26 protein-coding genes are annotated in these 24,089 nt (G+C 58.8%); 14 read left to right on the forward strand and 12 right to left on the reverse strand.

The features are described 5' to 3' along the window. Positions 1 to 3 precede the first annotated feature (3 nt). From tyrS to anmK, 4 genes are all read right to left on the reverse strand, one after another. Entirely contained in the window at positions 4 to 1,278 is a 1,275-nt protein-coding gene (gene tyrS / locus J0X03_RS12760) for a tyrosine--tRNA ligase (RefSeq protein ID WP_033642931.1), read from the reverse strand. Positions 1,279 to 1,417: 139 nt separating this feature from the next. Beyond that, positions 1,418 to 2,071, reverse strand: coding sequence for a pyridoxamine 5'-phosphate oxidase (gene pdxH, locus J0X03_RS12765; protein ID WP_033642930.1), 654 nt, complete (start codon positions 2,069 to 2,071; stop codon positions 1,418 to 1,420). Positions 2,072 to 2,159: 88 nt separating this feature from the next. Beyond that, positions 2,160 to 2,462, reverse strand: coding sequence for an MliC family protein (locus J0X03_RS12770; RefSeq protein WP_004931294.1), 303 nt, complete (start codon positions 2,460 to 2,462; stop codon positions 2,160 to 2,162). Positions 2,463 to 2,507: 45 nt separating this feature from the next. Then, positions 2,508 to 3,629 carry an anhydro-N-acetylmuramic acid kinase gene (gene anmK / locus J0X03_RS12775; RefSeq protein WP_160204253.1) on the reverse strand — a complete coding sequence of 374 codons (1,122 nt, stop codon included), beginning with the start codon at positions 3,627 to 3,629 and terminating at the stop codon, positions 2,508 to 2,510. A 351-nt stretch (positions 3,630 to 3,980) separates the two neighbouring features. On the opposite strand from anmK, the gene J0X03_RS12780 reads away from it, so the two are divergent. Beyond that, entirely contained in the window at positions 3,981 to 4,445 is a 465-nt protein-coding gene (locus J0X03_RS12780) for an outer membrane lipoprotein (protein WP_025159710.1), read from the forward strand. A gap of 92 nt (positions 4,446 to 4,537) precedes the next feature. On the opposite strand, the gene slyA is transcribed toward J0X03_RS12780, so the two are convergent. Beyond that, a complete protein-coding gene (gene slyA / locus J0X03_RS12785; RefSeq protein ID WP_004931301.1) occupies positions 4,538 to 4,969 on the reverse strand; it encodes a transcriptional regulator SlyA in 432 nt (143 codons plus the stop codon). A gap of 180 nt (positions 4,970 to 5,149) precedes the next feature. Here slyA and J0X03_RS12790 point away from each other — a divergent pair, with 180 nt between their 5' ends. Genes J0X03_RS12790 through J0X03_RS12800 form a run of 3 tightly spaced genes read left to right on the forward strand, consistent with a single transcriptional unit; the run spans position 5,150 to position 8,287 of the window. Further along, positions 5,150 to 5,386: a DUF1656 domain-containing protein gene (locus J0X03_RS12790; protein WP_025159708.1), complete on the forward strand. Its 237-nt coding sequence runs from the start codon at positions 5,150 to 5,152 to the stop codon at positions 5,384 to 5,386. Positions 5,387 to 5,389: 3 nt separating this feature from the next. Next, positions 5,390 to 6,253 (forward strand): efflux RND transporter periplasmic adaptor subunit, encoded by an 864-nt coding sequence (locus tag J0X03_RS12795; RefSeq protein ID WP_160204252.1) that lies wholly within the window; start codon positions 5,390 to 5,392, stop codon positions 6,251 to 6,253. 3 nt (positions 6,254 to 6,256) lie between these two features. Continuing rightward, on the forward strand, positions 6,257 to 8,287 hold the full coding sequence (locus J0X03_RS12800) for an FUSC family protein (protein WP_160204251.1): 2,031 nt from the start codon (positions 6,257 to 6,259) through the stop codon (positions 8,285 to 8,287). On the opposite strand, the gene sodC is transcribed toward J0X03_RS12800, so the two are convergent. Then, positions 8,288 to 8,809: a superoxide dismutase family protein gene (gene sodC, locus J0X03_RS12805; protein WP_033642927.1), complete on the reverse strand. Its 522-nt coding sequence runs from the start codon at positions 8,807 to 8,809 to the stop codon at positions 8,288 to 8,290. Positions 8,810 to 9,050: 241 nt separating this feature from the next. Here sodC and J0X03_RS12810 point away from each other — a divergent pair, with 241 nt between their 5' ends. Further along, positions 9,051 to 10,895, forward strand: coding sequence for a polyurethane esterase (locus tag J0X03_RS12810; protein WP_033652595.1), 1,845 nt, complete (start codon positions 9,051 to 9,053; stop codon positions 10,893 to 10,895). Between the two features lie 60 nt (positions 10,896 to 10,955). Here J0X03_RS12810 and J0X03_RS12815 read toward each other — a convergent pair whose 3' ends face one another. The 3 genes from J0X03_RS12815 to J0X03_RS12825 all read right to left on the reverse strand — a co-directional run bounded on the left by J0X03_RS12815 (position 10,956) and on the right by J0X03_RS12825 (position 13,143). Further along, positions 10,956 to 11,852 carry an aldo/keto reductase gene (locus J0X03_RS12815; RefSeq protein ID WP_069100775.1) on the reverse strand — a complete coding sequence of 299 codons (897 nt, stop codon included), beginning with the start codon at positions 11,850 to 11,852 and terminating at the stop codon, positions 10,956 to 10,958. Positions 11,853 to 11,952: 100 nt separating this feature from the next. Further along, the gene (locus J0X03_RS12820) at positions 11,953 to 12,192 is read right to left on the reverse strand and encodes a DUF1289 domain-containing protein (RefSeq protein ID WP_019455980.1); all 240 of its coding nucleotides are present in this window, start codon (positions 12,190 to 12,192) and stop codon (positions 11,953 to 11,955) included. A gap of 21 nt (positions 12,193 to 12,213) precedes the next feature. Continuing rightward, positions 12,214 to 13,143 (reverse strand): LysR substrate-binding domain-containing protein, encoded by a 930-nt coding sequence (locus tag J0X03_RS12825; protein WP_187174031.1) that lies wholly within the window; start codon positions 13,141 to 13,143, stop codon positions 12,214 to 12,216. Positions 13,144 to 13,281: 138 nt separating this feature from the next. On the opposite strand from J0X03_RS12825, the gene J0X03_RS12830 reads away from it, so the two are divergent. From J0X03_RS12830 to rnt, 6 genes are all read left to right on the forward strand, one after another. Then, a complete protein-coding gene (locus J0X03_RS12830; RefSeq protein WP_069100774.1) occupies positions 13,282 to 13,923 on the forward strand; it encodes an NAD(P)-dependent oxidoreductase in 642 nt (213 codons plus the stop codon). A 136-nt stretch (positions 13,924 to 14,059) separates the two neighbouring features. Beyond that, entirely contained in the window at positions 14,060 to 15,697 is a 1,638-nt protein-coding gene (gene eptA, locus J0X03_RS12835) for a phosphoethanolamine transferase EptA (RefSeq protein WP_096242198.1), read from the forward strand. A 102-nt stretch (positions 15,698 to 15,799) separates the two neighbouring features. Next, complete coding sequence (locus tag J0X03_RS12840) at positions 15,800 to 16,420, forward strand: TetR/AcrR family transcriptional regulator (RefSeq protein WP_033642921.1); 621 nt, start codon at positions 15,800 to 15,802, stop codon at positions 16,418 to 16,420. Between the two features lie 87 nt (positions 16,421 to 16,507). Further along, positions 16,508 to 17,611, forward strand: coding sequence for an alkene reductase (gene nemA / locus J0X03_RS12845; RefSeq protein ID WP_033642920.1), 1,104 nt, complete (start codon positions 16,508 to 16,510; stop codon positions 17,609 to 17,611). A gap of 332 nt (positions 17,612 to 17,943) precedes the next feature. Beyond that, a complete protein-coding gene (gene gloA / locus J0X03_RS12850) occupies positions 17,944 to 18,351 on the forward strand; it encodes a lactoylglutathione lyase (RefSeq protein ID WP_033652600.1) in 408 nt (135 codons plus the stop codon). Between the two features lie 77 nt (positions 18,352 to 18,428). Beyond that, a complete protein-coding gene (gene rnt, locus J0X03_RS12855; RefSeq protein ID WP_016927925.1) occupies positions 18,429 to 19,112 on the forward strand; it encodes a ribonuclease T in 684 nt (227 codons plus the stop codon). Positions 19,113 to 19,180: 68 nt separating this feature from the next. On the opposite strand, the gene J0X03_RS12860 is transcribed toward rnt, so the two are convergent. Continuing rightward, positions 19,181 to 19,528 (reverse strand): Grx4 family monothiol glutaredoxin, encoded by a 348-nt coding sequence (locus J0X03_RS12860; RefSeq protein ID WP_004931329.1) that lies wholly within the window; start codon positions 19,526 to 19,528, stop codon positions 19,181 to 19,183. A gap of 416 nt (positions 19,529 to 19,944) precedes the next feature. Between J0X03_RS12860 and J0X03_RS12865 the strand changes: the two genes are divergently transcribed. After that, positions 19,945 to 20,763 (forward strand): C40 family peptidase, encoded by an 819-nt coding sequence (locus J0X03_RS12865; protein ID WP_042784370.1) that lies wholly within the window; start codon positions 19,945 to 19,947, stop codon positions 20,761 to 20,763. Between the two features lie 200 nt (positions 20,764 to 20,963). After that, a complete protein-coding gene (sodB, locus tag J0X03_RS12870; protein WP_004931333.1) occupies positions 20,964 to 21,542 on the forward strand; it encodes a superoxide dismutase [Fe] in 579 nt (192 codons plus the stop codon). Between the two features lie 64 nt (positions 21,543 to 21,606). On the opposite strand, the gene cydH is transcribed toward sodB, so the two are convergent. Then, positions 21,607 to 21,696 (reverse strand): cytochrome bd-I oxidase subunit CydH, encoded by a 90-nt coding sequence (gene cydH, locus J0X03_RS12875; protein ID WP_094143265.1) that lies wholly within the window; start codon positions 21,694 to 21,696, stop codon positions 21,607 to 21,609. A 321-nt stretch (positions 21,697 to 22,017) separates the two neighbouring features. On the opposite strand from cydH, the gene purR reads away from it, so the two are divergent. Next, positions 22,018 to 23,043 (forward strand): HTH-type transcriptional repressor PurR, encoded by a 1,026-nt coding sequence (purR, locus tag J0X03_RS12880; RefSeq protein ID WP_004931336.1) that lies wholly within the window; start codon positions 22,018 to 22,020, stop codon positions 23,041 to 23,043. Here the strand turns inward: purR and punR are convergent. After that, positions 23,031 to 23,987: a DNA-binding transcriptional activator PunR gene (gene punR / locus J0X03_RS12885; protein WP_047026199.1), complete on the reverse strand. Its 957-nt coding sequence runs from the start codon at positions 23,985 to 23,987 to the stop codon at positions 23,031 to 23,033. The two genes, purR and punR, sit on opposite strands and share 13 nt — an antisense overlap. Positions 23,988 to 24,089: the final 102 nt, after the last annotated feature.

A 24,089-nucleotide genomic window follows, 5' to 3' on the forward strand; every position in this document is an offset into this window, starting at 1 on the left:
CGCTTACTGCCAGTCCACCAGGCAGTAGTGTTTCTTGCCGCGGCGCAGCAGCGTGTAACGGCCAAACAGACGGTCCGCATCGCTGAAGCGGTATTCGGCATCCGACTGTTTCTCGCCGTTGATGGTCACCGCGTTGGAACCGATCATGGTGCGCGCCTGGCCACGTGACGGCACCAGTTCAGCATTCACCAGCGCCTGCTGCAGATCGGCGTCGCGCTCAAGTTTGATGGTCGGCATGCCGTCCTGCGCCAGCTGGGCGAAGTCCGCTTCGGTCATGTCATGCAGCGCGCCGGAGAACAGGCTCTGGGTGATGCGCTTGGCAGCCGCCAGGCCTTCCGCACCGTGCACCATGCCGGTCACTTCTTCCGCCAGCACGTACTGGGCGCGCGGCGCCTTGCCGCTGTTCTTGTCTTCTTCTTCCAGCGCGTTGATCTCTTCCAGGCTCATGAAGGTGAAGAACTTCAGGAAGCGGTAAACGTCGGCATCGGCGGTGTTGATCCAGAACTGGTAGAACTTGTACGGGCTGGTTTTTTCCGGCGCCAGCCAGACCGCGCCGCCTTCGGTTTTACCGAACTTGGTGCCGTCTGCCTTGGTGATCAATGGCACGGTCAGGCCGAACACCTGCTTCTGATGCTGACGACGCGTCAGATCGATGCCCGAGGTGATGTTGCCCCACTGATCGGAACCGCCGATCTGCAGCTCCACCTGGTGGCGGTTGTACAGCTCGGAGAAATCGAAGCCCTGCAGCAGGTTGTAGGAGAACTCGGTGAAGGAGATGCCGGAGTCGTCGCGATTCAGGCGCTGCTTGACCGCTTCCTTGTTGATCATCTGGTTGACGGAGAAGTGCTTGCCGATATCACGCAGGAAGGTCAGCACGTTCATGCCGCCGAACCAATCGTAGTTGTTGGCCGCGATAGCGCTGTTGCTGCCGCAGTCGAAATCGAGGAACGGGGAAACCTGTTTGCGGATCTTCTCAACCCACTCGTTCACCGTATCGGTGGTGTTCAGCTTGCGCTCCGCCGCTTTGAAGCTCGGATCGCCGATGAGGCCAGTGGCGCCGCCCACCAGCGCTACCGGTTTGTGGCCGGCCAGCTGGAAGCGCTTCAGGCACAACAGAGGAACCAGATGGCCCAAATGCAAGCTGTCAGCGGTCGGATCGAAACCGCAATACAGTGCAATTGGCCCTTGCGCCAGTCGCTCCGCTAACGCTTCCTCATCCGTAACCTGGGCAACGAGGCCCCGCTCTTGCAGTTGTTTAATCAAGTTGCTGCTTGCCATCAATGACTCCATGTATAAACGAATGCACCTTTGCCGGTACACGGCCTTTCGCCCAGTGGCGAAATAAAAATTCAGGGTAGCGCATAGAATAAAGCGCCGGCGGCGTCAGCACCAGCGCTTAGAGGGGGATTTTACGTCTTCAAGGTGCCAGTCGGTCAATTTTCCAGTCATTCCCGTCCCGCTGATACAGGAAACGGTCATGCAGGCGGTGGGCGCCGCCCTGCCAGAACTCGACGGAGTCAAATTTCACGCGGAATCCGCCCCAGAAACTCGGCAACGGCACCTCGCCCTGCTGGAACTTCTGCTTCAGCTCGAGGAATTTGCTTTCCAGCACGCCGCGCGCGGAAATGCGTGACGACTGCTGCGACACCCAGGCGCCGATTTGGCTGTCCTTCGGCCGGCTATGGAAATACTTCAGCACTTCGAGGGTCGACAGGCGCTCCGCCTGACCGAGGAAAATCACCTGACGATCGAGCATGTGCCAGGGGAACAGCAGGCTGATATGCGGGTTTTGCGCCAGCTGCTGCGCCTTGCGGCTGCCGAGGTTGGTGTAGAACACCAACCCCTGCTCATCGAAATGCTTGAGCAGCACGATGCGCTGATACGGCTGGCCGCGTTCGTCGACGGTGGCGACGCACATGGCGGTCGGATCGGCCAGGCGCGCGTCGCAGGCCTGTTTCAGCCAACGCTCGAACAGCTCGAGCGGATTGGCGGTCAGATCGTTGCGGCGCAGGCCGCCTCGGGTATATTCACGGCGCAGGTCCGCAACATCAAACTCATTCTTTTCAATCATCTGGGTTATCGACCAACTGAAAAATCCGTCGTTACATTCTGCGCCTGCGGCGCCAGGAACTCAATCGCTCCGACGCCACCGCTGACCGTCACTCCGTCAACACGCAGTCGCTCATGACTACCTTGCCGTTGCGCTCAAGATAGGCATTGCGGTCTTTCGACCAAAAAGTGTATTTGCCGTCGCTGTATTTAGCGCCGGTCAACGCCAGCACCTGCTTGAGATGCAGCTGTTCGCCATCCATCAGCAGGCTGACTTCGCTCGCCTTGCCGTCGAGCGCCACCGTCAACGGCGTGGTGCCGCACTGGTAGTGCATCGTCTGGCTGCTCTGCGGCAGGATGTAGCTGCAGCCGGACAGCGCCAGCGCGCCGGCGACGAAAATGACTTTTTTCATGCTGTTGCTCCTTAGAAAAATCCTTCACAGGCTATCCTAACAGAGCTAGCGCCCCCCGAATGGCAAAACCGGATAAATCCCACCCAGCACCGTTTCACGGCTGGCGCCGGTCACCGAAGGCAGGTTGCCGGCCTGGCCGGACAGCGTGCGAAACGCCAGCCAGGCAAAGGCCAAGGCCTCCATATCGTCGCCGCTGACGCCGAAATCGTCGGTCAGCCCAACTTCCGTCCCCGGCAGCAGCGCAGACAGACGCGCCATCAGCAGCGTGTTGCGCGCCCCGCCGCCGCACACCAGCAAACGCTCGCACCCGCCGGCCAGCAACACCTGTTCGCTGATGCTGACGGCGGTCAGCTCCGTCAGCGTGGCCTGCACGTCGACCGGCGCAATCGCCGGTAATCCGGCCAGCTGACGCTCCAGCCAGGCGATGTTGAAATACTCGCGGCCGGTGCTTTTCGGCGCAGGCAGCGCGAAGTAAGGGTCCGCCAGCATCTGCTGCAACAGCGGCAAACAGACGCGCCCCTGCATAGCCCAGCCGCCGTTCTGATCGTAAGGTTGCGCGCGGTGGCGCCAGATCCAGGCGTCCATCAGCATGTTGCCTGGCCCGGTGTCAAAACCGCGCACCGGCGCACCGGGCAACAGCAGAGAGAGGTTGGCGATGCCGCCGATGTTCAGCACCATACGCCGCTCGACGGGATGCCCCAGCAGCGCCTGATGAAACGCCGGCACCAGCGGCGCGCCCTGCCCGCCGTAAGCCATGTCGCGCCGGCGGAAATCGCCGACGGTGGTGATATTGGTCAGTGCGGCGATGCGGTTGTTGTCGCCGAGCTGCATGGAGAAACGCGCGTCGCCTTCCGGTTCGTGCCATACCGTCTGGCCGTGGCAGCCGATGGCGGTGATATGATCCGCGTCGATACCGGTTTGCTTCAGCAGGCCGAGCACCGCCTCGCCAAACAGCGTGCCCAGCTGTGCGTCCAACCGGCCGACCGCGGCCAGCGTGGTTTGCTGCCCCTGGCACATCCCCAGGATCTCTTTTTTCAGCGCGATCGGCATCGGATGGCTATAGCTGGCCTGCTGCGCCACCATGCGATCGTCAATCGCGGCCAATACCACATCGATTCCGTCCAGACTGGTGCCGGACATGACGCCTATATAGCGGCCTGACTTCATAGCAACATCCTCTAACCCGCACGGTAAGCAAATTTTATCCTGACAAATAAACCAGAATTGACGAATTAACGCCATGAATTATGATGCTTTTTTTACGCGCCGTGAGCCAGGTGCGTCGCTGTGGCACATTTTATGTGTTAAACCGTGCGTTAACCGGCAACGGAATGTCGGTGAGGCTGTCATAAAGGTAAACCGCGGTTTATTATTGGTTGAACAGAGAAAAGTTAAGCTGCGTGCAGCGATGAGGCATGGCGCTGTATCAACTTTCAGCCATACTTTGTCTATCATTTTCACTGAATCTTGCCTGGTGAGCATTGCCAGGTTATGGACTACTACCATCAGGAGTTTTATATGATCAAGCGTCTTCTCGTCGTTGCCGTCGCCGCCGTTACGTTGGCTGGGTGTGCCAATGAATCCATGTCCGGCGATGTCTACTCGTCCTCGCAGGCCAAGCAGGTGCAGAACGTCACTTACGGGACGCTGGTTTCCGTGCGTCCGGTTAAAATTCAGGGCGGCGAAGGCTCCAACGCCTTGGGGATGATCGGCGGCGCGGTAATTGGTGGGCTGTTGGGCAACACCGTTGGCGGCGGCACCGGCCGTACGCTGGCTACCGCGGCGGGCGCTATCGCCGGCGGCGCGGCGGGCAACAGCATCGGTGAAGTGGCCGGTCGTACCTCAGGCTACGAGCTGGAAATCAAAACCGACCAGAAAGAGAACATCGTCGTGGTGCAGAAAGCAGGCGACACCAAGTTCAGCCCGGGTCAGCGCGTGCGCATGGCGCGCATGGGCGACACCATCACCGTCTCTCCGCTGTAAGTCAGCAGGCGGCACACGGCAAACCGGAGGCAATCGCCTCCGGTTTTATTTCTGATGCTGTGAAACTGTAATCGTAGAAAATAAGAATATTATTATTTGTTCTGCAGTTCGGTGATATTTTGTTCTAACTTGCCAATCAGCCCTACCAACAGATGCACTTCGTCGGCGGTAATGCCGCTTAAAATCTCACTGCGCGTAGATGTGATCACACTGTCGACTTCCCTGATGATCGGATCGGCCGCTTCGGTCAGCTTGATGCGCTTCGCGCGGCGATCGTTGGCACAGGTGTGACGCGTGATAAGCCCCTTCTCCTCCAGTTGGTCCAGCGTGCGAACCAGTGACGGTTGCTCGATACCGATCGCCTTGGCCAGCTGGATTTGCGACTGCTCCGGCGGCAAGCGATTGATATTGTGCAACGTAACCCAATGCGTTTGGGTCAGCTCCAACGGCTTGAGCCGATGATCGATGAGCGCTCGCCAAACACGAACCAATCGTGCTAAATCTGAACCTAATGTTGACTCCACTTACCCCTCCTTATAATTAGCATGCTAACATTACCTCCCAGAGCTTAGACTATTTTGGGTAACTCACATTAAAAACACAAATGTATATAATGTATATTGTGGAAATAACCACTATTTTTAGCCGCTATTGTTTAATCGTTATGCAAATATTCAACATATTCACCCGTAGGGATTGTTAATGTGAATACATCATGGTTACACGCCTCATCGCCCTTACCCGATTTGGTCCTGGGGGCATCGCTTTATTTTCCACCCATATTTAAAGCTTTTTTGCTAGGACTGGTCTTATGGTTGCTGATTCATCAGCTGCTCAGGGACTGGATGTATTCCGGTGAAATCTGGCACCCCATGTTGATGGACCTGTCCATTTTCGTCCTGACCGTCAGCGGTTCCTTATGGATTTTAGCGAGTTGGTAACCCATGCAGCATAAAACATTAAAATACTTTTCTACGGTGATCGTCTGCGCCATTGCCGTCTGCGCCGGTTGGTGGCTCTGGAATTATTATATGCAATCCCCATGGACCCGTGACGGAAAAGTGCGCGCAGAACTCGTCAATATCACCCCTGAGGTTTCTGGAAGATTAGAGAAAATAAGTGCGAATGACAATCAATTCGTACCTGCGGGAAGTCTGATTTTTACCCTCGACCCGGTGCCTTATCAGATCGCGCTGAACAATGCCGAGGCCGCGGTGGCAAAAGCGCAATCGGATCTGGCCAAGGCGGACCATGAAGCCGCCCGACGCCGCGGGTTGCCGCGCAACGTTATTTCCGCTGAAGATTTGGATGAGTCCAATTTAGCCGCTCAGGCAATGAAGGCCGCCTATAAAGCCGCCCTGGCCAACCTGGAACAGGCCAAATGGAATTTGAGCAAAACTAAAATTTACGCGCCGACCGACGGTTATATCACCAATCTGCAGGCGCGGGTCGGGAACTACGCCAACGCCGGCACGCCTTTGGTCGCACTGGTGGATGTCCATTCGTTTTATGTACTCGGTTATTTCGAAGAAACCAAGCTGAAACATATAAAAGAAGGCAATAAAGCCGATATTGTCTTATATAACGGCAACACCCCGCTGCAGGGGGAAGTAGAGAGTATCGGCCGCGCCATTTACGATCAGAGCGTTGACAGCAACAACGATCTATTAATGGATGTTAAGCCCAATGTTCCCTGGGTGCGTTTGGCTCAGCGCGTGCCGGTGCGGATAAAATTGCTCAACGTGCCCGCCGATTTGACGCTGGTTGCCGGCACCACCTGCACCATTTCGATTCATCAGCGGAACTAAAGTGTGAACCTGCCCTTTCTGGAGTGGAGCCGTACCCCCTGGGGTAAGGCGACCGGCGGCCAATGGCGCTATGCGCTGCGCAACTCGCTGGCGATGTGTCTGGCGCTGTGGGTGGCGTTCGTGCTCGAGCTCGACGAACCCTATTGGGCGCTCACCTCCGCTGCGGTGGTCAGCTTCCCCACCATCGGCGGCGTGATCAGCAAAAGCATCGGCCGCATCTTCGGCAGCCTGGTGGGCGCCGCCGCCTCGGTGGCGATCGCCGGCCACTGCCTGAACGATCCCTGGCTGTTCACGCTGTTCATCGCCGCCTGGATCGGGCTATGCACCTATATCTCCAACCATTATCAAAACAACGTTTCCTACGCGTTCGCGCTGGCGGGCTATACCGCCGCCATCATCGCCTTCGGTACGGTCAACGTCACCGATACCCAGCAGATCTTCGATATCGCCCAGGCGCGGGTTTGCGAAGTGATCACCGGCATTCTGTGCGGCGGGCTGATGATGATGATCCTGCCCAGCACCTCCGACGGCGAAGCCTTGCTGACTTCGCTGCGGCGCATGCAGCAGCGGCTGCTGGAGCACGCCGCCATGCTGTGGCAGCCGGAGGTCACCGCGCAGATGCGCACCTCGCACGAAGGGGTCATCGGCCAGATCCTGACCATGAACCTGCTGCGCATTCAGGCGTTTTGGAGCCACTACCGCCTGCGGCGGCAAAATAACCTGCTCAACTATCTGCTGCACCAGCAGCTGCGCATTACCAGCGTCATTTCCAGCCTGCGCCGCATGCTGCTGAACTGGCCGGATCGTCCCGCCAATCTGATGCCGGTGCTGACGCAACTGCTGGATGAATTGCGCGATCCCACCACCGATAAATATCGCTTGGCGCGCCTGCTCCAGCAGATCGCCCCGCAAGATGCAGCGGACTACCGCCATCGCGCCTTCTGGCTGCGTTTGCGTGATTTCTGCTGGCTTTATCTGCGCTGCAACCGCTGGCTTCAGCGATTGGAAAGCGCCACGGCGGTCAGCGATCTCCAGCCGCCGCGCGTCACCTCGCTGGCGCGCCATACCGACAGCTACGAAGCCGCCTATAACGGCCTGCGCACCTTTTTATGCATCGTGATCGGCTGCGCCTACTGGATCAACACGCAGTGGGACGCCGGCAGCGCGGCGCTGACGCTCACCGCCATCAGCTGCGTGCTCTACTCCTCCACGCCTTCGCCGATCAACAGCGTCAGCACCTTGCTCAAGGCGGTGCTGCTGCTCTCGGTCGCCTGCTTCGTGGTGAAATTCGGTTTGATGATCCAGATTGACGATTTCTGGGTGTTCTGCGCCTTCCTGTTCCCGATCCTGGTGACCATGCAGATGCTCAAGCTGCAGAATCCGCCTTATGCCGCGCTTTGGGGGCAGCTGATCGTCTTTATGGGCTCATTTCTGACCGTCAGCAATCCGCCGAGCTATGACTACCAGTCCTTTATCAATGACAACATCGGTAAAATTGTCGGTGTGCTGCTGGCCGGGCTGGCGTTTCAGATCCTGCGCCCCAGCTCGGACAAGCGAAAGAGCCGCCGTATTATCCGCGCGCTGCGCCGCGACTTTATCGATCAGTTGAGCAAAAAGCCGCAGCAGAGCAAAAGCCAGTTTGAATCGCTGATCTACCATCGCATCAGCCAGCTCAATCAAAGTCAGGATCAGGAGGCGCGCACCTGGTTGCTGCGCTGGGGCGTGGTGCTGCTCAACTGCAGCCATATCGTCTGGCAGCTGCGCGACTGGCAAACCCGCTCAGATCCGCTGTCGGCAGTGCGCAACGTCTGTATCCACTGCCTGCGCGGCATCATGACGGAGAAAGGCGTGCAGCACAGTTCGCTGGACGCCACGCTGCAAGAACTGCTGCGCATGAGCAACGCCCTGGCGCACCACCCGGAACAGGCGGCGCGCGATCTGGCCGGCCTTATTTGGCGGCTCTACTGCTCGCTGCAACAATTGCAACAGGCCATTGGCCAGCCCGCCGCCACTGCGGCCGTCAGCGGCGGATGATCACTTGATCACGCCGCAGGCGAAGCGCTCACCGCCGCCGCCGAGCGGCAGCGGATGATCCGAGTGATTATCGCCGCCGGCGTGCACCATCAGCGCCTTGCCCTCAATTTCACTGATTTTTTTCAGCCGCGGCGCCAACACCGGGTCGTTCGCCATGCCGTCGGCGGTCACATAGATGGCCGGCAAATCGCCCAGATGCCCGTCGGCATACGGCCCGAGGTGTTTCCCGGTTTTTTGCGGATCAAAATGCCCGCCGGCCGCCAGCGCCGCCACCGCCTTACCGTCCTTCATGCCCGGCTCGCAGCTGCCTTTCTCATGCACATGGAAACCGTGCACCCCGGCCGGCAAGGCTTTCAGGCTCGGCGTGAACAGTAAGCCGTAAGGCGTTTCGCTGATGGCCACTTTGCCGATATCCTGACCGATGCCCTGCCCGGTCACCAAGTTCATCTCAACGTCGACCGTCGCCGCCTGAGCGGCCCCGCAGGCCATCAGGCCAAGCGCCGCATACCAATAACGTTTCATCAATCAGTCTCCTTAATGACTCTATCGAGTTATCAGTATAGGAGAGCCAGCGCCAGCACTGTTAACCAACGCACAATCTCGCCAATTTGATTCGCGGGCCTAATATTTAGCACCAATAATAATTCTACCGATGTTGGTCCTCTGACCAGCTGTCGTTCGGCTAACGTTGTTTCCCTGTTTCCACCGCCGACGCGCGAGAGTTCACTTCCCGGCCAGGCGGCATACTTCATAAGGAACTGATATGGGCATCTTTAGCTATAAGGATCTGGACGAAAACGCGTCAAAGGCGCTGTTTTCCGACGCCTTGGCCATCTCTACCTACGCTTACCACAATATCGATAACGGCTTCGATGAAGGCTATCACCAGACCGGTTTCGGCCTCGGTCTGCCGCTGACGCTGATCACGGCGCTCATCGGCAGCACCCAGTCGCAGGGCGGCCTGCCCGGTCTTCCCTGGAACCCCGACTCCGAACAGGCCGCGCAGGACGCAGTGAACAATGCCGGCTGGTCAGTGATCGACGCCGCGCAGTTGGGTTACGCCGGCAAAACCGATGCGCGCGGCACCTACTACGGCGAAACCGCCGGTTACACCACTGCTCAGGCCGAGGTGCTGGGCAAATATGACAGCGAAGGCAATCTCACCGCCATTGGCATCTCATTTCGCGGTACCAGCGGCCCGCGCGAGTCACTGATCGGCGATACCATCGGCGATGTGATTAACGATCTGTTGGCCGGGTTCGGGCCGAAAGGCTATGCCGACGGCTATACGCTGAAGGCCTTCGGCAATTTGCTGGGGGACGTGGCGAAATTCGCGCAGGCACACGGGCTGAGCGGCGAAGACGTGGTGATCAGCGGTCACAGCCTCGGCGGGCTGGCGGTCAACAGCATGGCGGCGCAGAGCGACGCCAACTGGGGCGGCTTCTACGCGCAGTCCAACTATGTCGCCTTCGCCTCGCCGACCCAGTACGAAGCCGGCGGCAAGGTGATCAACATCGGCTATGAGAACGATCCGGTGTTTCGCGCGCTCGACGGCACCTCGCTGACCCTGCCGTCATTGGGCGTTCACGATGCGCCGCATACCTCCGCCACCAACAATATCGTCAACTTCAACGACCACTACGCGTCGGACGCCTGGAATCTGTTGCCGTTCTCCATTCTCAACATTCCGACCTGGCTATCCCACCTGCCGTTCTTCTATCAGGATGGCCTGATGCGGGTGCTGAACTCCGAGTTTTATTCGCTGACCGACAAAGACTCGACCATTATCGTCTCCAACCTGTCGAACGTCACGCGCGGCAGTACCTGGGTGGAAGATCTGAACCGCAACGCGGAAACGCACAGCGGGCCGACGTTTATCATCGGCAGCGACGGCAATGATTTGATCAAGGGCGGCAAAGGCAACGACTATCTCGAGGGCCGCGACGGTGACGATATCTTCCGCGACGCCGGCGGCTATAACCTGATCGCCGGCGGCAAAGGCCACAATATCTTCGATACCCAGCAGGCGTTGAAAAACACCGAGGTCGCCTACGACGGCAATACGCTTTACCTGCGCGACGCCAAAGGCGGCATTACGCTGGCGGACGACATCAGCACCCTGCGCAGCAAAGAAACCTCCTGGCTGATTTTCAGCAAAGAGGTGGATCATCAGGTGACCGCCGCCGGATTGAAATCGGATTCGGGCCTCAAAGCCTATGCGGCCGCCACCACCGGCGGCGACGGCGATGACGTCCTGCAGGCTCGCAGCCACGACGCCTGGCTGTTCGGCAACGCCGGCAACGACACGCTTATCGGCCATGCCGGCGGCAACCTGACCTTCGTCGGCGGCAGCGGCGATGACATCCTGAAGGGGGTCGGCAACGGCAATACCTTCCTGTTCAGCGGCGATTTCGGCCGCGACCAGCTGTATGGCTTCAACGCCACCGACAAACTGGTATTTATCGGCACCGAGGGCGCCAGCGGGAATATCCGCGACTATGCCACGCAGCAAAACGACGATCTGGTGCTGGCCTTCGGCCACAGCCAGGTCACGCTGATCGGCGTCTCGCTCGATCATTTCAACCCCGATCAGGTGGTGTTGGCCTAAAGACCGACGTAAAAAAAGCCGGGCGCTTTCGCCGCCCGGCTTTCCTCTTTCTACCCCGTCTCAGGGCACATCATACCCCAACGCAGCCTTGCGAATGCGGAACCACTGCTGGCGGTTCAGCGCCAGTTTCTGCGCCTTCAACGCCGAACGCACCCGCTCGATCTTGCCGGAGCCGATAATCGGCAGCGGCGAAGACGGCAGGCGCATCACCCAGGCGTAAACCACCTGTTCAATGGTCTCGGCGCCGATCTCTTGCGCCACCCGCTGCAGCTCGTCGCGCAGCGGCTGGAACTCGGCGTCGTTGAACAAGCGGCCGCCACCCAGGCAGGACCAGGCCATCGGTTTGATGCGCAGCTGCTGGCACTGGTCGAGCGTGCCGTCCAGGATCGCCGGTTGGTGAATCGGCGAAATTTCCACCTGATTGGTGACCAGAGAGAACGGCAGACGCGACTGCAGCAGTTGGAACTGCGCGGGCGTAAAGTTAGAGACGCCGAAATGGCGCACCTTGCCGCTTTTGTGCAGCGCGACAAAGGCTTCGGCCACGTCGTCAGCGTCCATCAACGGATCCGGGCGGTGGATCAGCAACAGGTCGAGGTAGTCGGTATGCAGATAGCGCAGCGAGTGTTCCGCGCTCTGTACGATATGATCGCGATCGGTGATGTAGTGGCCGATCGGGTTGCCGGGCTTGGCGGTGGTGGCGATGCCGCACTTGCTCACCAGCTCCAGCGACTGCCGCAACGCGGGCTTCAGGCGCAGCGCGTCGCCGAATGCCTGCTCGCAGGCATAACCACCATAGATATCTGCGTGATCGACGGTGGTGACGCCCAGTTCGACGTGCTGTTCGATAAACGTCAGCAGCTGCTGCGGCGACATGCCCCACTCCATCAACCGCCAGTAACCGCAAATCATGCGGGAAAATTCAGGCCCCTGCGGCGCGAGACGAATGCGTTCTACCATTGCGAAAACCTCATGACATTAGTTGTCAGCCAGCATACACAAGCCGGTGAGGCGCAGGGAAGCGCAAAGGCGCATGAACGTGCGGCAGATCAGGAAAGGGTCAAAACAGCGAAGGCTGTTCCGGCAGCGGCTCGTCGGGGGCTTTGTTGGCGCGCTGCAGGCGCAGGAAACGTTGGCGACACAGACGCAGCACTTCGCGCTTTTGCGCGTCGCTCATGCTCATCCAGCCGAACCGCTCCTCGCGGCTGCGCAGGCAGCCACGGCAGAAACCGCGATCGTCGGCCTGGCAAATGCCGCGACACGGGCTGGGGATGTCGAAAAATTCAAGCTGCTGTGCCACGGACCCTCCTGCATTCTCCTGCTAATTGAAGACGTCATCGCCGCCGCTGGCAAGTCCCTTTTCGCCATTGCGGCGAAAATAGTCGCGCAAATAGCGCAGCGCCTGGCGGCTTTTCTCCGGCATAGTGCGTTCCAGCGTCAGCGCGTGCAGCCGCAGCGGCGCCGGCCGCCACTCCGGCAACAGCAGCAACAGCTCGCCGCGCTGCAGCTCGTCGCCAATTTCATACAGCGGCTGAACGGAAATGCCCAGACCGGCGCGGGTAAAGGCGCGCATCACGTTCATGCTCTCGCTGACGATCTGCCCCTCCGCCAGCCGCAGCTTGACCTGCTGGCCGGATTGATGCAGCAAATCCAGATGGGCCCCGCTGTAGCCGCTGGAGATCCAGCGGTGCTGCACCAAATCCTGCGGCTTTTCCGGCACCCCATGCTGGCTGAGGTAACGCGGCGCCGCGCACAGCACCATCGGCCACGCCGTCAGCGGGTGAGCGATCATATTGGCGTCCGCCAGTTGACGATTGGCGCGCAGCGCAATGTCGACCCGCTGTTCTATCATGTCGACGATGCGATCGTCTGCCAGCACCCGCAGCGTCAGCTTGGGATGCGCCTGCAACAGCGGCGCCAGCGCCTCCGCCAACGAGCGGCCGCCGATGCCAACCGGAGTGGCGATGCGCAGCTCGCCCACCAGCGTGTCCCGCAGTTCCGCCAGCCGCTGCTCCGCCTGCTGCGCCTGTTGCAACATCGCCTCGCAGCCGGGATAAAACGCCGCCCCCGCCTCGGTCAACGCCAGACGGCGGGTGGAGCGGTGCAACAGCGGCACCCCGAGCGCCTTCTCCAGCGAGCGCATATGCTGACTGACCGCCGACGGCGTCATGCCCAGCCGCCGCGCCGCACCGGCCAACGATCCCTCCGCCACTACGGTGGCGAACACCGCCATTCGATTGAGTTTATCCACGATTATGAAGTTTTACTTAATCAAGAAAGCATGAATATGGCACTAATCACGGCTATTGTTAAGGACTAGAGTAGATCCCACGCAGCAGGCACATCGGCCTGCCTTACGATACTGACCCATCCCTGAAGGAGCATACAGATGAAAGTAGCCATTATTGGAGCAACCGGTTTTGTTGGCCGCCGTGTGGTGGATGAAGCGCTGGCTCGCGGCATTCAGGTAACGGCGATCGCCCGTCAGAAAAAAGATTTGCCGGACCACGCCAATCTGACCGCCGCGCTGGGCGACGTCGCCGATACCGCCTGGCTGGCGGGGCAATTGCACGGTCAGGATGCGGTGATCAGCGCCTACAATCCCGGCTGGGGCGAAGACAACCTGTATGAGAAGACTACGCGCGGCGCCCAGCAGATCCTTACCGCGGTCGAGCAGGCAGGCGTCAAGCGCCTGTTGGTGGTGGGCGGCGCAGGCAGCCTGGAAGTGGCGCCGGGCGTTGAACTGGTGGATACGCCGCAATTCCCGGAAAATATCCGCCCCGGCGCGCAGGCGGTGCGCGATCTGCGCAATAAACTGCGCAACGAATCAGCGCTCGACTGGACCTATCTCTCTCCGGCCGCCCTGCTGGAACCGGGCAAACGCACCGGCCAGTTCCGCCTTGGCACCACGCAGCTGCTGATGAACGGCGACGCGCCGGCCAGCATTTCGGTGGAAGATCTGGCGGTGGCTATCGTCGATGAGATTGAAAAACCTCAGTTTATTCGCGCCCAATTCACCGCCGCCTACTAATTCACCTCACCGCCAGGCCACCGGCCTGGCGTTTTCCCGCGTTCGCCGCCGCCAGTATTCTGAATTTCTAAGGTTTTCTTAAGTTTCATCCGGTAGATTTCAAGGCATTATCTACTCTCAGGATCCAGATTTGGCAATGTGGTTACGTCAACGCTTACAGTGCAACAGCCTCGGTTTTATCCTCGCCACCGCCCTGTTCTTCACTCTGTTCCAAAACGCGTTATTCCTGCATCGCGCCTGGTCGTATATCACCTTCGATAGCGTCCACAGCGTGATATTCGCCGCCAGCATGCCGGTGGTGATCTTCTGTGCGCTGAATATTATCTTCAGCGTGTTGACCGTGCCCTACCTGCGCAAACCGCTGATCGTCTTTTTCTTGCTCGGCAGCGCTGCAGCCAACTATTTCATGTACAGCTATGGCGTGGTGATCGACGGCAACATGATGCAAAACGCCTTTGAAACCAACACCCACGAAGCGACGGCGTTGCTGACGCCGCGCATGGGGCTGTGGCTGGCGCTGCTCGGCGTCCTGCCGGCGGCGGCGGTTTGCTTCACCCATATTCGCCAGACCCGCCCCTGGTGGTACATGGTTGGGCTGCGCGCCGCCAACGTCATGCTGTCATTGGTGGTGATCCTGATCATCGCCGCGCTGTTCTACAAAGACTACGCTTCGCTGATCCGCAACAATAAAAGCGTGGTGAAGATGTTGACGCCTTCCAACTTCGTCGCCGGCACCATCAAGTTTACCGAGCAGCGCTACTTCACGCGCAATCTGCCGCTGGTGAAGATCGGTGAAGACGCGCGCAAAGGGCCGCTGATCGCCGGACAGGCCAAGAAAACGCTGGTTATCCTGGTGGTGGGCGAAACCGCCCGCGCCGAAAACTTCTCTCTCGGGGGCTACGATCGCGAGACCAACCCGCGCCTCAAGCAGGACAACGTGGTCTATTTCAAGAACGCCAGCTCTTGCGGCACCGAAACGGCGATCTCCGTCCCCTGCATGTTCTCCAACATGCCGCGCAAAGCGTACGACGCAACTCAGGCGACGCACCAGGAAGGCATGCTCGACGTGCTGGCGCATGCCGGCGTCAACGTGCTGTGGCGTGATAACGACGGCGGCTGCAAAGGCGCCTGCGATCGGGTGCCGCACATCGACATGACCAAACTGAAACTGCCGCAGGACTGTGACGGCGAAGTTTGCATGGACAATGTGCTGTTGTACGAACTGAACGACTACATCAATAGCCTGAAAGACGACGGCGTGATCGTGTTGCACCAGATGGGCAGCCACGGCCCGGCTTATTACCGCCGCAGCACGCCGCAGTTCCAGACGTTTTCGCCGACCTGCAACAGCAATCAGATCCAGGATTGCAGCCATGAACAGCTGGTGAACACCTACGACAACTCGATCCTGTATACCGACGCGATGCTCGATGCCACCATCAAGCTGCTGCAGCAGTATGACGACCGGTTCAATACCGCGCTGGTCTACCTGTCCGATCACGGCGAATCGCTGGGAGAAAACGGCATGTATCTGCACGGCACGCCTTATGTCTTCGCGCCGAGCCAGCAAACTCACGTGCCATTCCTGATGTGGATGTCGGCCGACTATCAGCGCAATTTCGGCATCGATCGCCAGTGCCTGAGCGCGCTGGCGGAAAAGGACGACGTGTCGCAGGACAATCTGTTCCACACCCTGCTGGGCATGCTGAATGTGCAGACGCGTGAATATCAATCCCAGTTGGATATTCTGCAACGCTGCCGCAACGCGGCGTAAGCGCTTAACTTACGCGTGCCGCTGAGGCACAATGCCTGAGACCAACCGGCGTTTTGTGCGCCGGTTTTTTTATTCCCATTGACCTAGACCAATCGGTCTATTATGCTCGGCGCCATGATGACCAAATCAACGCATTGCAACGTGGATACACGTGAACATCTGCTCGCCACCGGCGAAACCCTCAGCCTGCGCCTGGGCTTTACCGGCATGGGGCTGAGCGAACTGCTGGCCACGGCGGGCGTGCCGAAAGGATCGTTCTACCACTATTTCCGCTCGAAGGAAGCCTTCGGCGAAGCGATGCTGCAACGCTATTTCGCGCACTATGATGCGCAAATGCAAAAGCTGTTTGCCGACGAGCACACCGATGCCCGCCACCAGCTCTTGGGGTATTACGCCCAGGCCATCAGTTACCACTGCCGCAGCGAATGTCATAACGCCTGTCTGGCGGTGAAACTCTCCGCCGAGGTGAGCGACCTGTCGGAGCCGATGCGCCATGCGCTGGAAACCGGGACCGCCCGGGTGATCGGCCACCTGCAGGCGGCCATTGAGCGCGGCATCGCCGAGGGATCGCTGTCGGTAGCCATGAGCCCGGCGGCAACCGCAGAGACGCTGTATGCCCTGTGGCTTGGCGCCTCGCTGCGCGCCAAGATCCGGCGATCGTTGGCCCCGTTGACCAGCGCGCTGGAAAGCATCGAGTTGCTGCTGCGCCCGCCGCAGCCGTAACACCACCGTCTTTTTTCGTGAAAATGCAGTTCGTGTTTTTTTATCGCCCATAACTAGACGACCGGTCTATTAAATACAGGATGCACTATGAAGACTGAAAAATTGCTCTCTCCGCTGAAAGTTGGCGCAGTCACCCTGCCCAACCGCGTGTTTATGGCTCCGCTGACGCGTCTGCGCAGCATCGAACCGGGCGACATTCCCACGCCGCTGATGGCGGAGTATTATGCGCAGCGCGCCGGCGCCGGTCTGATCGTGACCGAAGCGACGCAGATTTCCTTCCAGGCGAAAGGCTACGCCGGTGCGCCGGGCCTGCATACCCCGGAGCAGATCGCCGCTTGGAAACACATCACGCAGGCGGTACACGACAAAAACGGCCACATCGCCGTACAGCTGTGGCACGTAGGCCGCATCTCCCACACCAGCCTCCAGCCGGGCGGACAAGCGCCGGTCGCCCCTTCGGCGATCAACGCAGACACCCGCACCACCGTGCGTGACGAAACCGGCGCCTGGGTGCGCGTACCGACCTCTACGCCGCGCGCGCTGGAAACCAGCGAGATCCCGGGCATCGTCAACGATTTCCGCCAGGCGACCGCCAACGCGCGTGAAGCCGGCTTCGACTTTATCGAGCTGCATGCGGCTCACGGCTATCTGCTGCACCAGTTCATGTCTCCGGCGTCTAACCAGCGTACCGATCAATACGGCGGCAGCATCGAGAATCGCACCCGCCTGACGCTGGAAGTGGTCGACGCCGCCATCGCAGAATGGGGCTCCGAGCACATCGGCATCCGCATCTCGCCGCTGGGGCCGTTCAACGGCCTGGACAACGGTGAAGATCAGGAAGAAGCGGCGCTGTACCTGGTGGAAGAGCTGAACAAACGCAACATCGCCTATCTGCACATCTCCGAACCGGACTGGGCCGGCGGCAAACCGTATTCCGACGCCTTCCGTGACTCGGTGCGCGCCCACTTTAAAGGGGTGATCGTCGGCGCCGGCGCCTACACCGCTGAAAAAGCCGAAGCGTTGATCGAAAAAGGCTTCATCGACGCGGTGGCCTTTGGCCGTAGCTACATCGCCAATCCGGATTTGGTCGAGCGTTTCCGTCAACACGCCCCGCTCAACGAACCTAAGCCGGAAACCTTCTACGGCGGTGGCGCCGAAGGTTATACCGACTATCCGTTTCTGACGAAGTAACCCGTCCTGATCCTAAACGGCCACGCAACCGCCTGGCCGTTTTTTATGCACGCAAAAAGGCCCGCACAAGGCGGGCCGACGTTCCCTGGTGTTGTTATCTGCTACAGGTCAATTTCTACACGGTTACGCGCGGAATTGATAATTGATTGTGCAGATCAATTACTTCGTATCGATCGGTACACTCGATCAATATTTAAACACCCATGGCGAGGGGGCAAAAAGTGACATCGTCACCAACTCGTCACGTTGAATTCCCTTGCGGGACAAGGCTATACTCGCTTGTGCTTCAATCCACCCGCCGTCTGCCACGGCACAGTCAATTCAGAGGAATTATGCGCTTACTCCATACCATGATCCGCGTCGGTGATCTGCAACGCTCCATCGACTTCTACACCAAGGTATTAGGCATGCGCCTGCTGCGCACCAGCGAAAACCCGGAGTACAAATACTCGCTGGCTTTTGTCGGCTATACGGAAGAGAGCGAAGGCGCGGTTATCGAACTGACCTATAACTGGGGCACCGACAGCTACGACATGGGCACCGCCTTCGGCCACCTGGCGCTGGGCGTGGACGACGTCGCCGCCACCTGCGACAACATCCGCCGCGCCGGCGGCAACGTCACCCGTGAGGCCGGCCCAGTGAAAGGCGGCACCACGGTGATCGCGTTCGTCGAAGATCCGGACGGTTATAAAATCGAGCTGATCGAAAACAAACACGCCGGCCAAGGCCTCGGCCACTAAGCCTCTCTCGGGGCGCGCCTGCGCCCCGCTGATTCTCCGCGCGATAGCGCCTGCAACCGGGCGCAAAATTTGCCATAATGCGCGCTGCATTCGATGAAGATAAGAAACTGATGGCCGAAAAAAGTGATCTTAACGCCCTGAGTGGTCGTTTTCGTGGGTTTTATCCCGTAGTAATAGATGTTGAAACCGCCGGCTTCAACGCCAATACCGATGCGCTGCTGGAAATCGCCGCCGTGACGCTGAAAATGGATGAAGACGGCTGGCTGCAGCGCGACGAAACCCTGCACTTCCACGTGGAGCCTTTCGAGGGCGCCAACCTGCAACCGGAAGCGCTGGCGTTTAACGGCATCGATCCGCACAACCCGCTGCGCGGTGCGGTCAGCGAATACGACGCGCTGCACGCCATTTTCAAAGCGGTGCGCAAAGGGCTCAAGGATCGCGGTTGCAACCGGGCCATTATCGTCGCGCACAACGCCAACTTCGATCACAGCTTCCTGATGGCCGCGGCCGAACGCGCCGGTTTGAAGCGTAATCCGTTCCATCCGTTCGCCACCTTCGACACCGCTGCGCTGAGCGGCCTGGTGCTGGGGCAAACGGTGCTGGCCAAAGCCTGCATCGCTGCCGGCATGCCGTTCGACAGCAGCCAGGCGCACTCCGCGCTGTACGACACCGAACAAACCGCCCTGCTGTTTTGTGAGCTGGTTAACCGCTGGAAGCGTCTCGGCGGCTGGCCGCTGCCCGCCGGCGACCTCGCCGAATAAGCCCAATAAAAAAGGCGGCCCAGTTTGCACTGGCGCCGCCCGTTACGCGATAACCGCACGTCTGTCGATTAAGACTGCTGGTCTTCCTGCGCTTTATACTTTTCTGCCGTTTCTTTGATCAGCTGCTGCAATTCGCCGCGCTGATACATTTCGATGATGATATCGCAACCGCCGACCAGTTCACCGTCTACCCACAGCTGCGGGAAAGTCGGCCAGTTGGCGTATTTTGGCAACTCGGCGCGGATGTCCGGGTTTTGCAGAATATCCACATAGGCGAAACGCTCGCCGCAGGCGGACAGCGCTTGCACAGCCTGCGCAGAGAAGCCGCAGCTCGGCAGCTTTGGCGAACCCTTCATGTACAGCAGAATCGGGTTTTCAGCGATCTGGTGCTGAATTTTTTCAAGTGTCGTCGTCATTTATTGCTTCCTCAAGCCACATTTCATGGCTACAACATGCATCACGCGGGCTATTGTAGCGGCTGGAACAGTCGCAAGAAAACGCCATCTTTTGCAAGGATATTCGCCCGCCGCCGATCGCGTTTCACCGGCCACGTCATTCCGGTCAAAACATACGTTGAGAATAACATTTTTAATCCGACCATTTCACTAATATATTGCGCCGCGATGACGGCGCGGCTTAATTATATCCGCTACCGCCGCCTGGCGCTTTTTTATACATCAACAGGCTGATTTTAAACCAAAAAAAATGTCATTAACGTTTTCTCACAATATGGATTATTATTTATGAGTTCTTCGCTGTTTTATATGGCGAAATTCGGGAATACTGTAACTCTTTCGATATCCGTTTCGGGGCCAAGGTTGGTGACGTCGACATGCGTTTAATTCTTACGCTCTTTGCGCTGCTGTTTACGCAGCTCTTCTTCAATTTGGCGCACGCTGCGCCACAGGCGCGTGTTGCCGCCGAGCAGCGTAAAAGCCATGCCAATGAAGCGCGGCCCGATGACCGCAGAAAAAAGAAAGCGGATAAAGCCGCCAAAAAAGCCAAAGTGACGGCCCCCGAGAAAAAAACCAAGACCGCCAAGGTCAAAAGCGAGAAAAGCGCGAAAAAGATCGTCAGCGCCAAACCCAAGGCCAAAGCGCAGAAAACCGCCAAAATTAAAGTCACCCCGCCGAAAAAGGGCTACAAAAAAGGCTATGGCCGCCACCGCGAAGCCGGTATGGCCACCGCCAAGCTGGCGCGTGATGAAAAACCATTGAAACTCAGCCCAGCGCACAAAAAGCGTTACCAGCACGCCAAGCAGACCGCGATGGCCAAGCTGATGGATCAGATGGGCAAGCCTTACCGCTGGGGCGGCAGCTCGCCGCGCACCGGCTTTGACTGCAGCGGCCTCATCTATTACGCCTATAAAGACGTGGTGAAAATCAAGATGCCGCGCACCGCCAACGAAATGTATCACCTGCGCGACGCGGCGCCGATCAAGAAAAGCGAACTGGAAAGCGGCGATCTGGTGTTCTTCCGCATTAACAACCGCGGCGTGGCGGATCATGTCGGCGTCTACCTCGGCAACGGCAAATTCATCCAGTCGCCGCGCACCGGCGAAGAGATCCGCATCAGCCAGCTCGATAACGACTATTGGCAGAACCACTACATCGGCGCTCGCCGCGTAGTAACGCCGAAAACCATCCGTTAATTCCCTGCTCTTCGCGGTTGCGGCCTCGGCCGCAACCGCCTGCTCAAGCTATCGCCCATCGCACTCCCCCACGCGCATTTCTCGCTTTTCCTCCTGTTTTTTATGATGAAAATTGTTAAGATTGAATGACCACAATAAAAAACGGCCCATCCGGCGTTCGCCCCGGCGAGAAGCTGAATGGCGCTGTAAAGGAGGAAGCAATGTCGTTTGAATTACCTGCATTACCGTATGAGAAAAACGCGCTCGAGCCGCACATCTCCGCCGAGACTCTGGAATACCACTACGGCAAACACCACAACACCTACGTGGTTAACCTGAACAACCTGGTGAAAGGCAGCGAGTTCGAAGGCAAATCGCTCGAAGAGATCATCAAGACCTCTAACGGCGGCGTGTTCAACAACGCCGCGCAGGTGTGGAACCACACCTTCTACTGGCACTGCCTGTCGCCACAGGGCGGCGGTGAACCGCAGGGCGAACTGGCGGCGGCGATCGTCAAATCCTTCGGCTCTTTCGCTGCGTTCAAAGAGCAGTTCACCGATGCCGCCGTGAAAAACTTCGGTGCCGGCTGGACCTGGCTGGTAAAAAAACCGGACGGCGCGCTGGCGATCGTCAACACTTCCAACGCGGCAACCCCGCTGACCGGCGAAGACAAACCGCTGCTGACCGTTGACGTGTGGGAACACGCGTATTACATCGATTACCGCAATGCGCGTCCAAAATACCTGGAAAACTTCTGGGCGTTGGTCAACTGGACCTTCGCGGCGGAAAACCTGGCGTAAGCGCAGGGCTTGCCTAAGTGATGAGGCGCAGCTTGGCTGCGCCTTTTTTAAAACTGGCGGGAAATCAGTTCAACGCGGCGACAAAGCTGAAAGCGATGATCATCGCCAATGCGCAAACGGTGGTGAACAGCGACATCTTCAGATCGGTATCCATGACAACTCCTTTAAAATGGGCTTTCCTAAGGATAAAAGGCGCACAATTAGTACGTCAAATCATTTTCCCACAGTTCGCCGATAAAATCTTGTTATCATTTCCCGGTTTATAATCTCGATTACCTCTTCCACTTTTGTTCAATATGCGACAAAATTCGCAGTTCACAACTGCGTACCGGCATTCATGCCCCTCCTGATTAGCGCTGACGACTTCAACACTAAAAACTCAGTTTTCGCTTCTCTGGAGAAGGATCTACGTAGGCAAACGATTAACATCACACTTACATGCTGTAAACATGTGAGTTCAGGAGTCATTCCTTACATGGCAACGATTAAAGATGTGGCCAAACGCGCGGGCGTTTCCACCACCACCGTTTCGCACGTCATCAATAAGACTCGTTTCGTCGCCGAAGAGACCAAAGCGGCCGTGTGGGCCGCCATCAAAGAGCTGCACTACTCGCCGAGCGCCGTGGCGCGCAGCCTGAAAGTCAATCACACCAAGTCTATCGGTCTGCTGGCCACCTCGAGCGAAGCGCCCTACTTTGCCGAAGTGATCGAGGCGGTGGAAAACAGCTGCTACAGCAAAGGCTATACCCTGATCCTGTGCAACTCGCACAACAATCTGGACAAACAGCGCGCCTACCTGGCGATGCTGGCGCAAAAGCGCGTCGACGGCCTGCTGGTCATGTGTTCCGAATACCCGGATCAGCTGCTGGGCATGCTGGAAGACTACCGCAACATCCCGATGGTGGTAATGGACTGGGGCGCCGCGCGCGGCGACTTCACCGACACCATCATCGATAACGCGTTCGAAGGCGGCTATCTGGCCGGCCGTTACCTGATCGAGCGCGGCCACCGCGATATCGGCGCTATCCCGGGCCAGCTGTCGCGCAACACCGGCGGCGGCCGTCATCAGGGCTTTATGAAGGCGCTGCAGGAAGCGCATATCGATATTCGCGAAGAGTGGATAGTCCAGGGTGACTTCGAGCCGGAGTCCGGTTACAAGGCGATGCATCAAATTCTGTCGCAGAAACAGCGACCGACCGCGGTATTCTGCGGCGGCGACATCATGGCGATGGGCGCCATCTGCGCCGCCGACGAACTGGGGCTGCGGGTGCCGCAGGATATTTCCGTGATCGGCTACGACAACGTGCGCAACGCCCGCTACTTCACCCCGGCGCTGACCACCATTCATCAGCCGAAAGAACGTCTGGGCGAAATGGCCTTCACCATGCTGCTGGATCGCATCATCAGCAAGCGCGAAGAATCGCAGGTGATCGAAGTGCATCCGAAGCTGGTCGAACGCCGTTCGGTCGCCGACGGTCCGTTCATCGACTACCGCCGCTGATCCTCCTCCCTACCGGAAGCCGGCACGGCTTCCGGTGCCGCCTCACTCAGCCACTCCTGATTCAGCGTCTCGCCATCGCCCAAATACGCCAGCAGCCAGCTCATCGCCGGTGACGGTTTATCCTGTTGCCAGGTCAGGCAGCAGGGGCTGGCGGGAAACGGCTGCTGCAACTGCAACGCCTTCAGCTCACCGCGCTGCACCCGCGGCAGCGCCAGATGCGCCGGCATCATGCCGACGCACAATCCGGCGCACAAACAGTCGAGCGCCGAGGTCCAGTCCGGCACCACCAGCCGCCGCTGGTTATCCAGCGTCCAGGTGACGCGCTTGGGCAGATTGCGCGAGGTGTCTTCCAGACAAAGCGCAGGGTACGGCCTCAACCGATCGTCATTCAACGGCCCTGCCAGCTGCGCCAGCGGATGCTGTGGGCTGACTACGCACAGCCAGTTCATATCCCCCATGTCGCGGAAAGCGAAGCCGCCGCCGACCGGCACCGCGCGGGTGGCGCCGATCGCCATGTCCACCCTGCCGTCCACCAACGCATCCCACACGCCGTTAAACACCTCGGGTTGCAGCATCAACTCGACGTCGGGGAAATGACGGTAGAAATCCAGCACCAGCTGGCGGCTGCGCTGCGGTTTGACGATGATGTCCACCGCGATATTCAGCTGACCGCGCCAGCCGTTGGCCACCTGTTGACAGTGGCGGCGGGTGTCGAGCATTTTTTTGATAACAGCTCGCGCATCCTTGATAAACAGCGCGCCGGCCGGCGTCAGTTCCACATCTCGGTGACGCCGCTCAAACAGCGGCACCGCCAGCCATTGCTCCAGCTGCCGCACGGTATAACTTACCGCCGACGGCACCCGGTGCAGCTCCTGCGCCGCCGCGCTGAAACTGCCGGTGCGCGCCACCGCATCAACGACCTCGAGAGAATATTCAGACCACATCGCTTTGCCTTCAATTTTTTTAACAGCACTTTGCAAATATTACCGTTTCACAAGCAGAGATCCAGCCGGATACACTGGCCGGCGCTAAAAACCTGCGACACT

Source organism: Serratia ureilytica (assembly GCF_017309605.1).
GTDB lineage: Bacteria > Pseudomonadota > Gammaproteobacteria > Enterobacterales > Enterobacteriaceae > Serratia > Serratia ureilytica.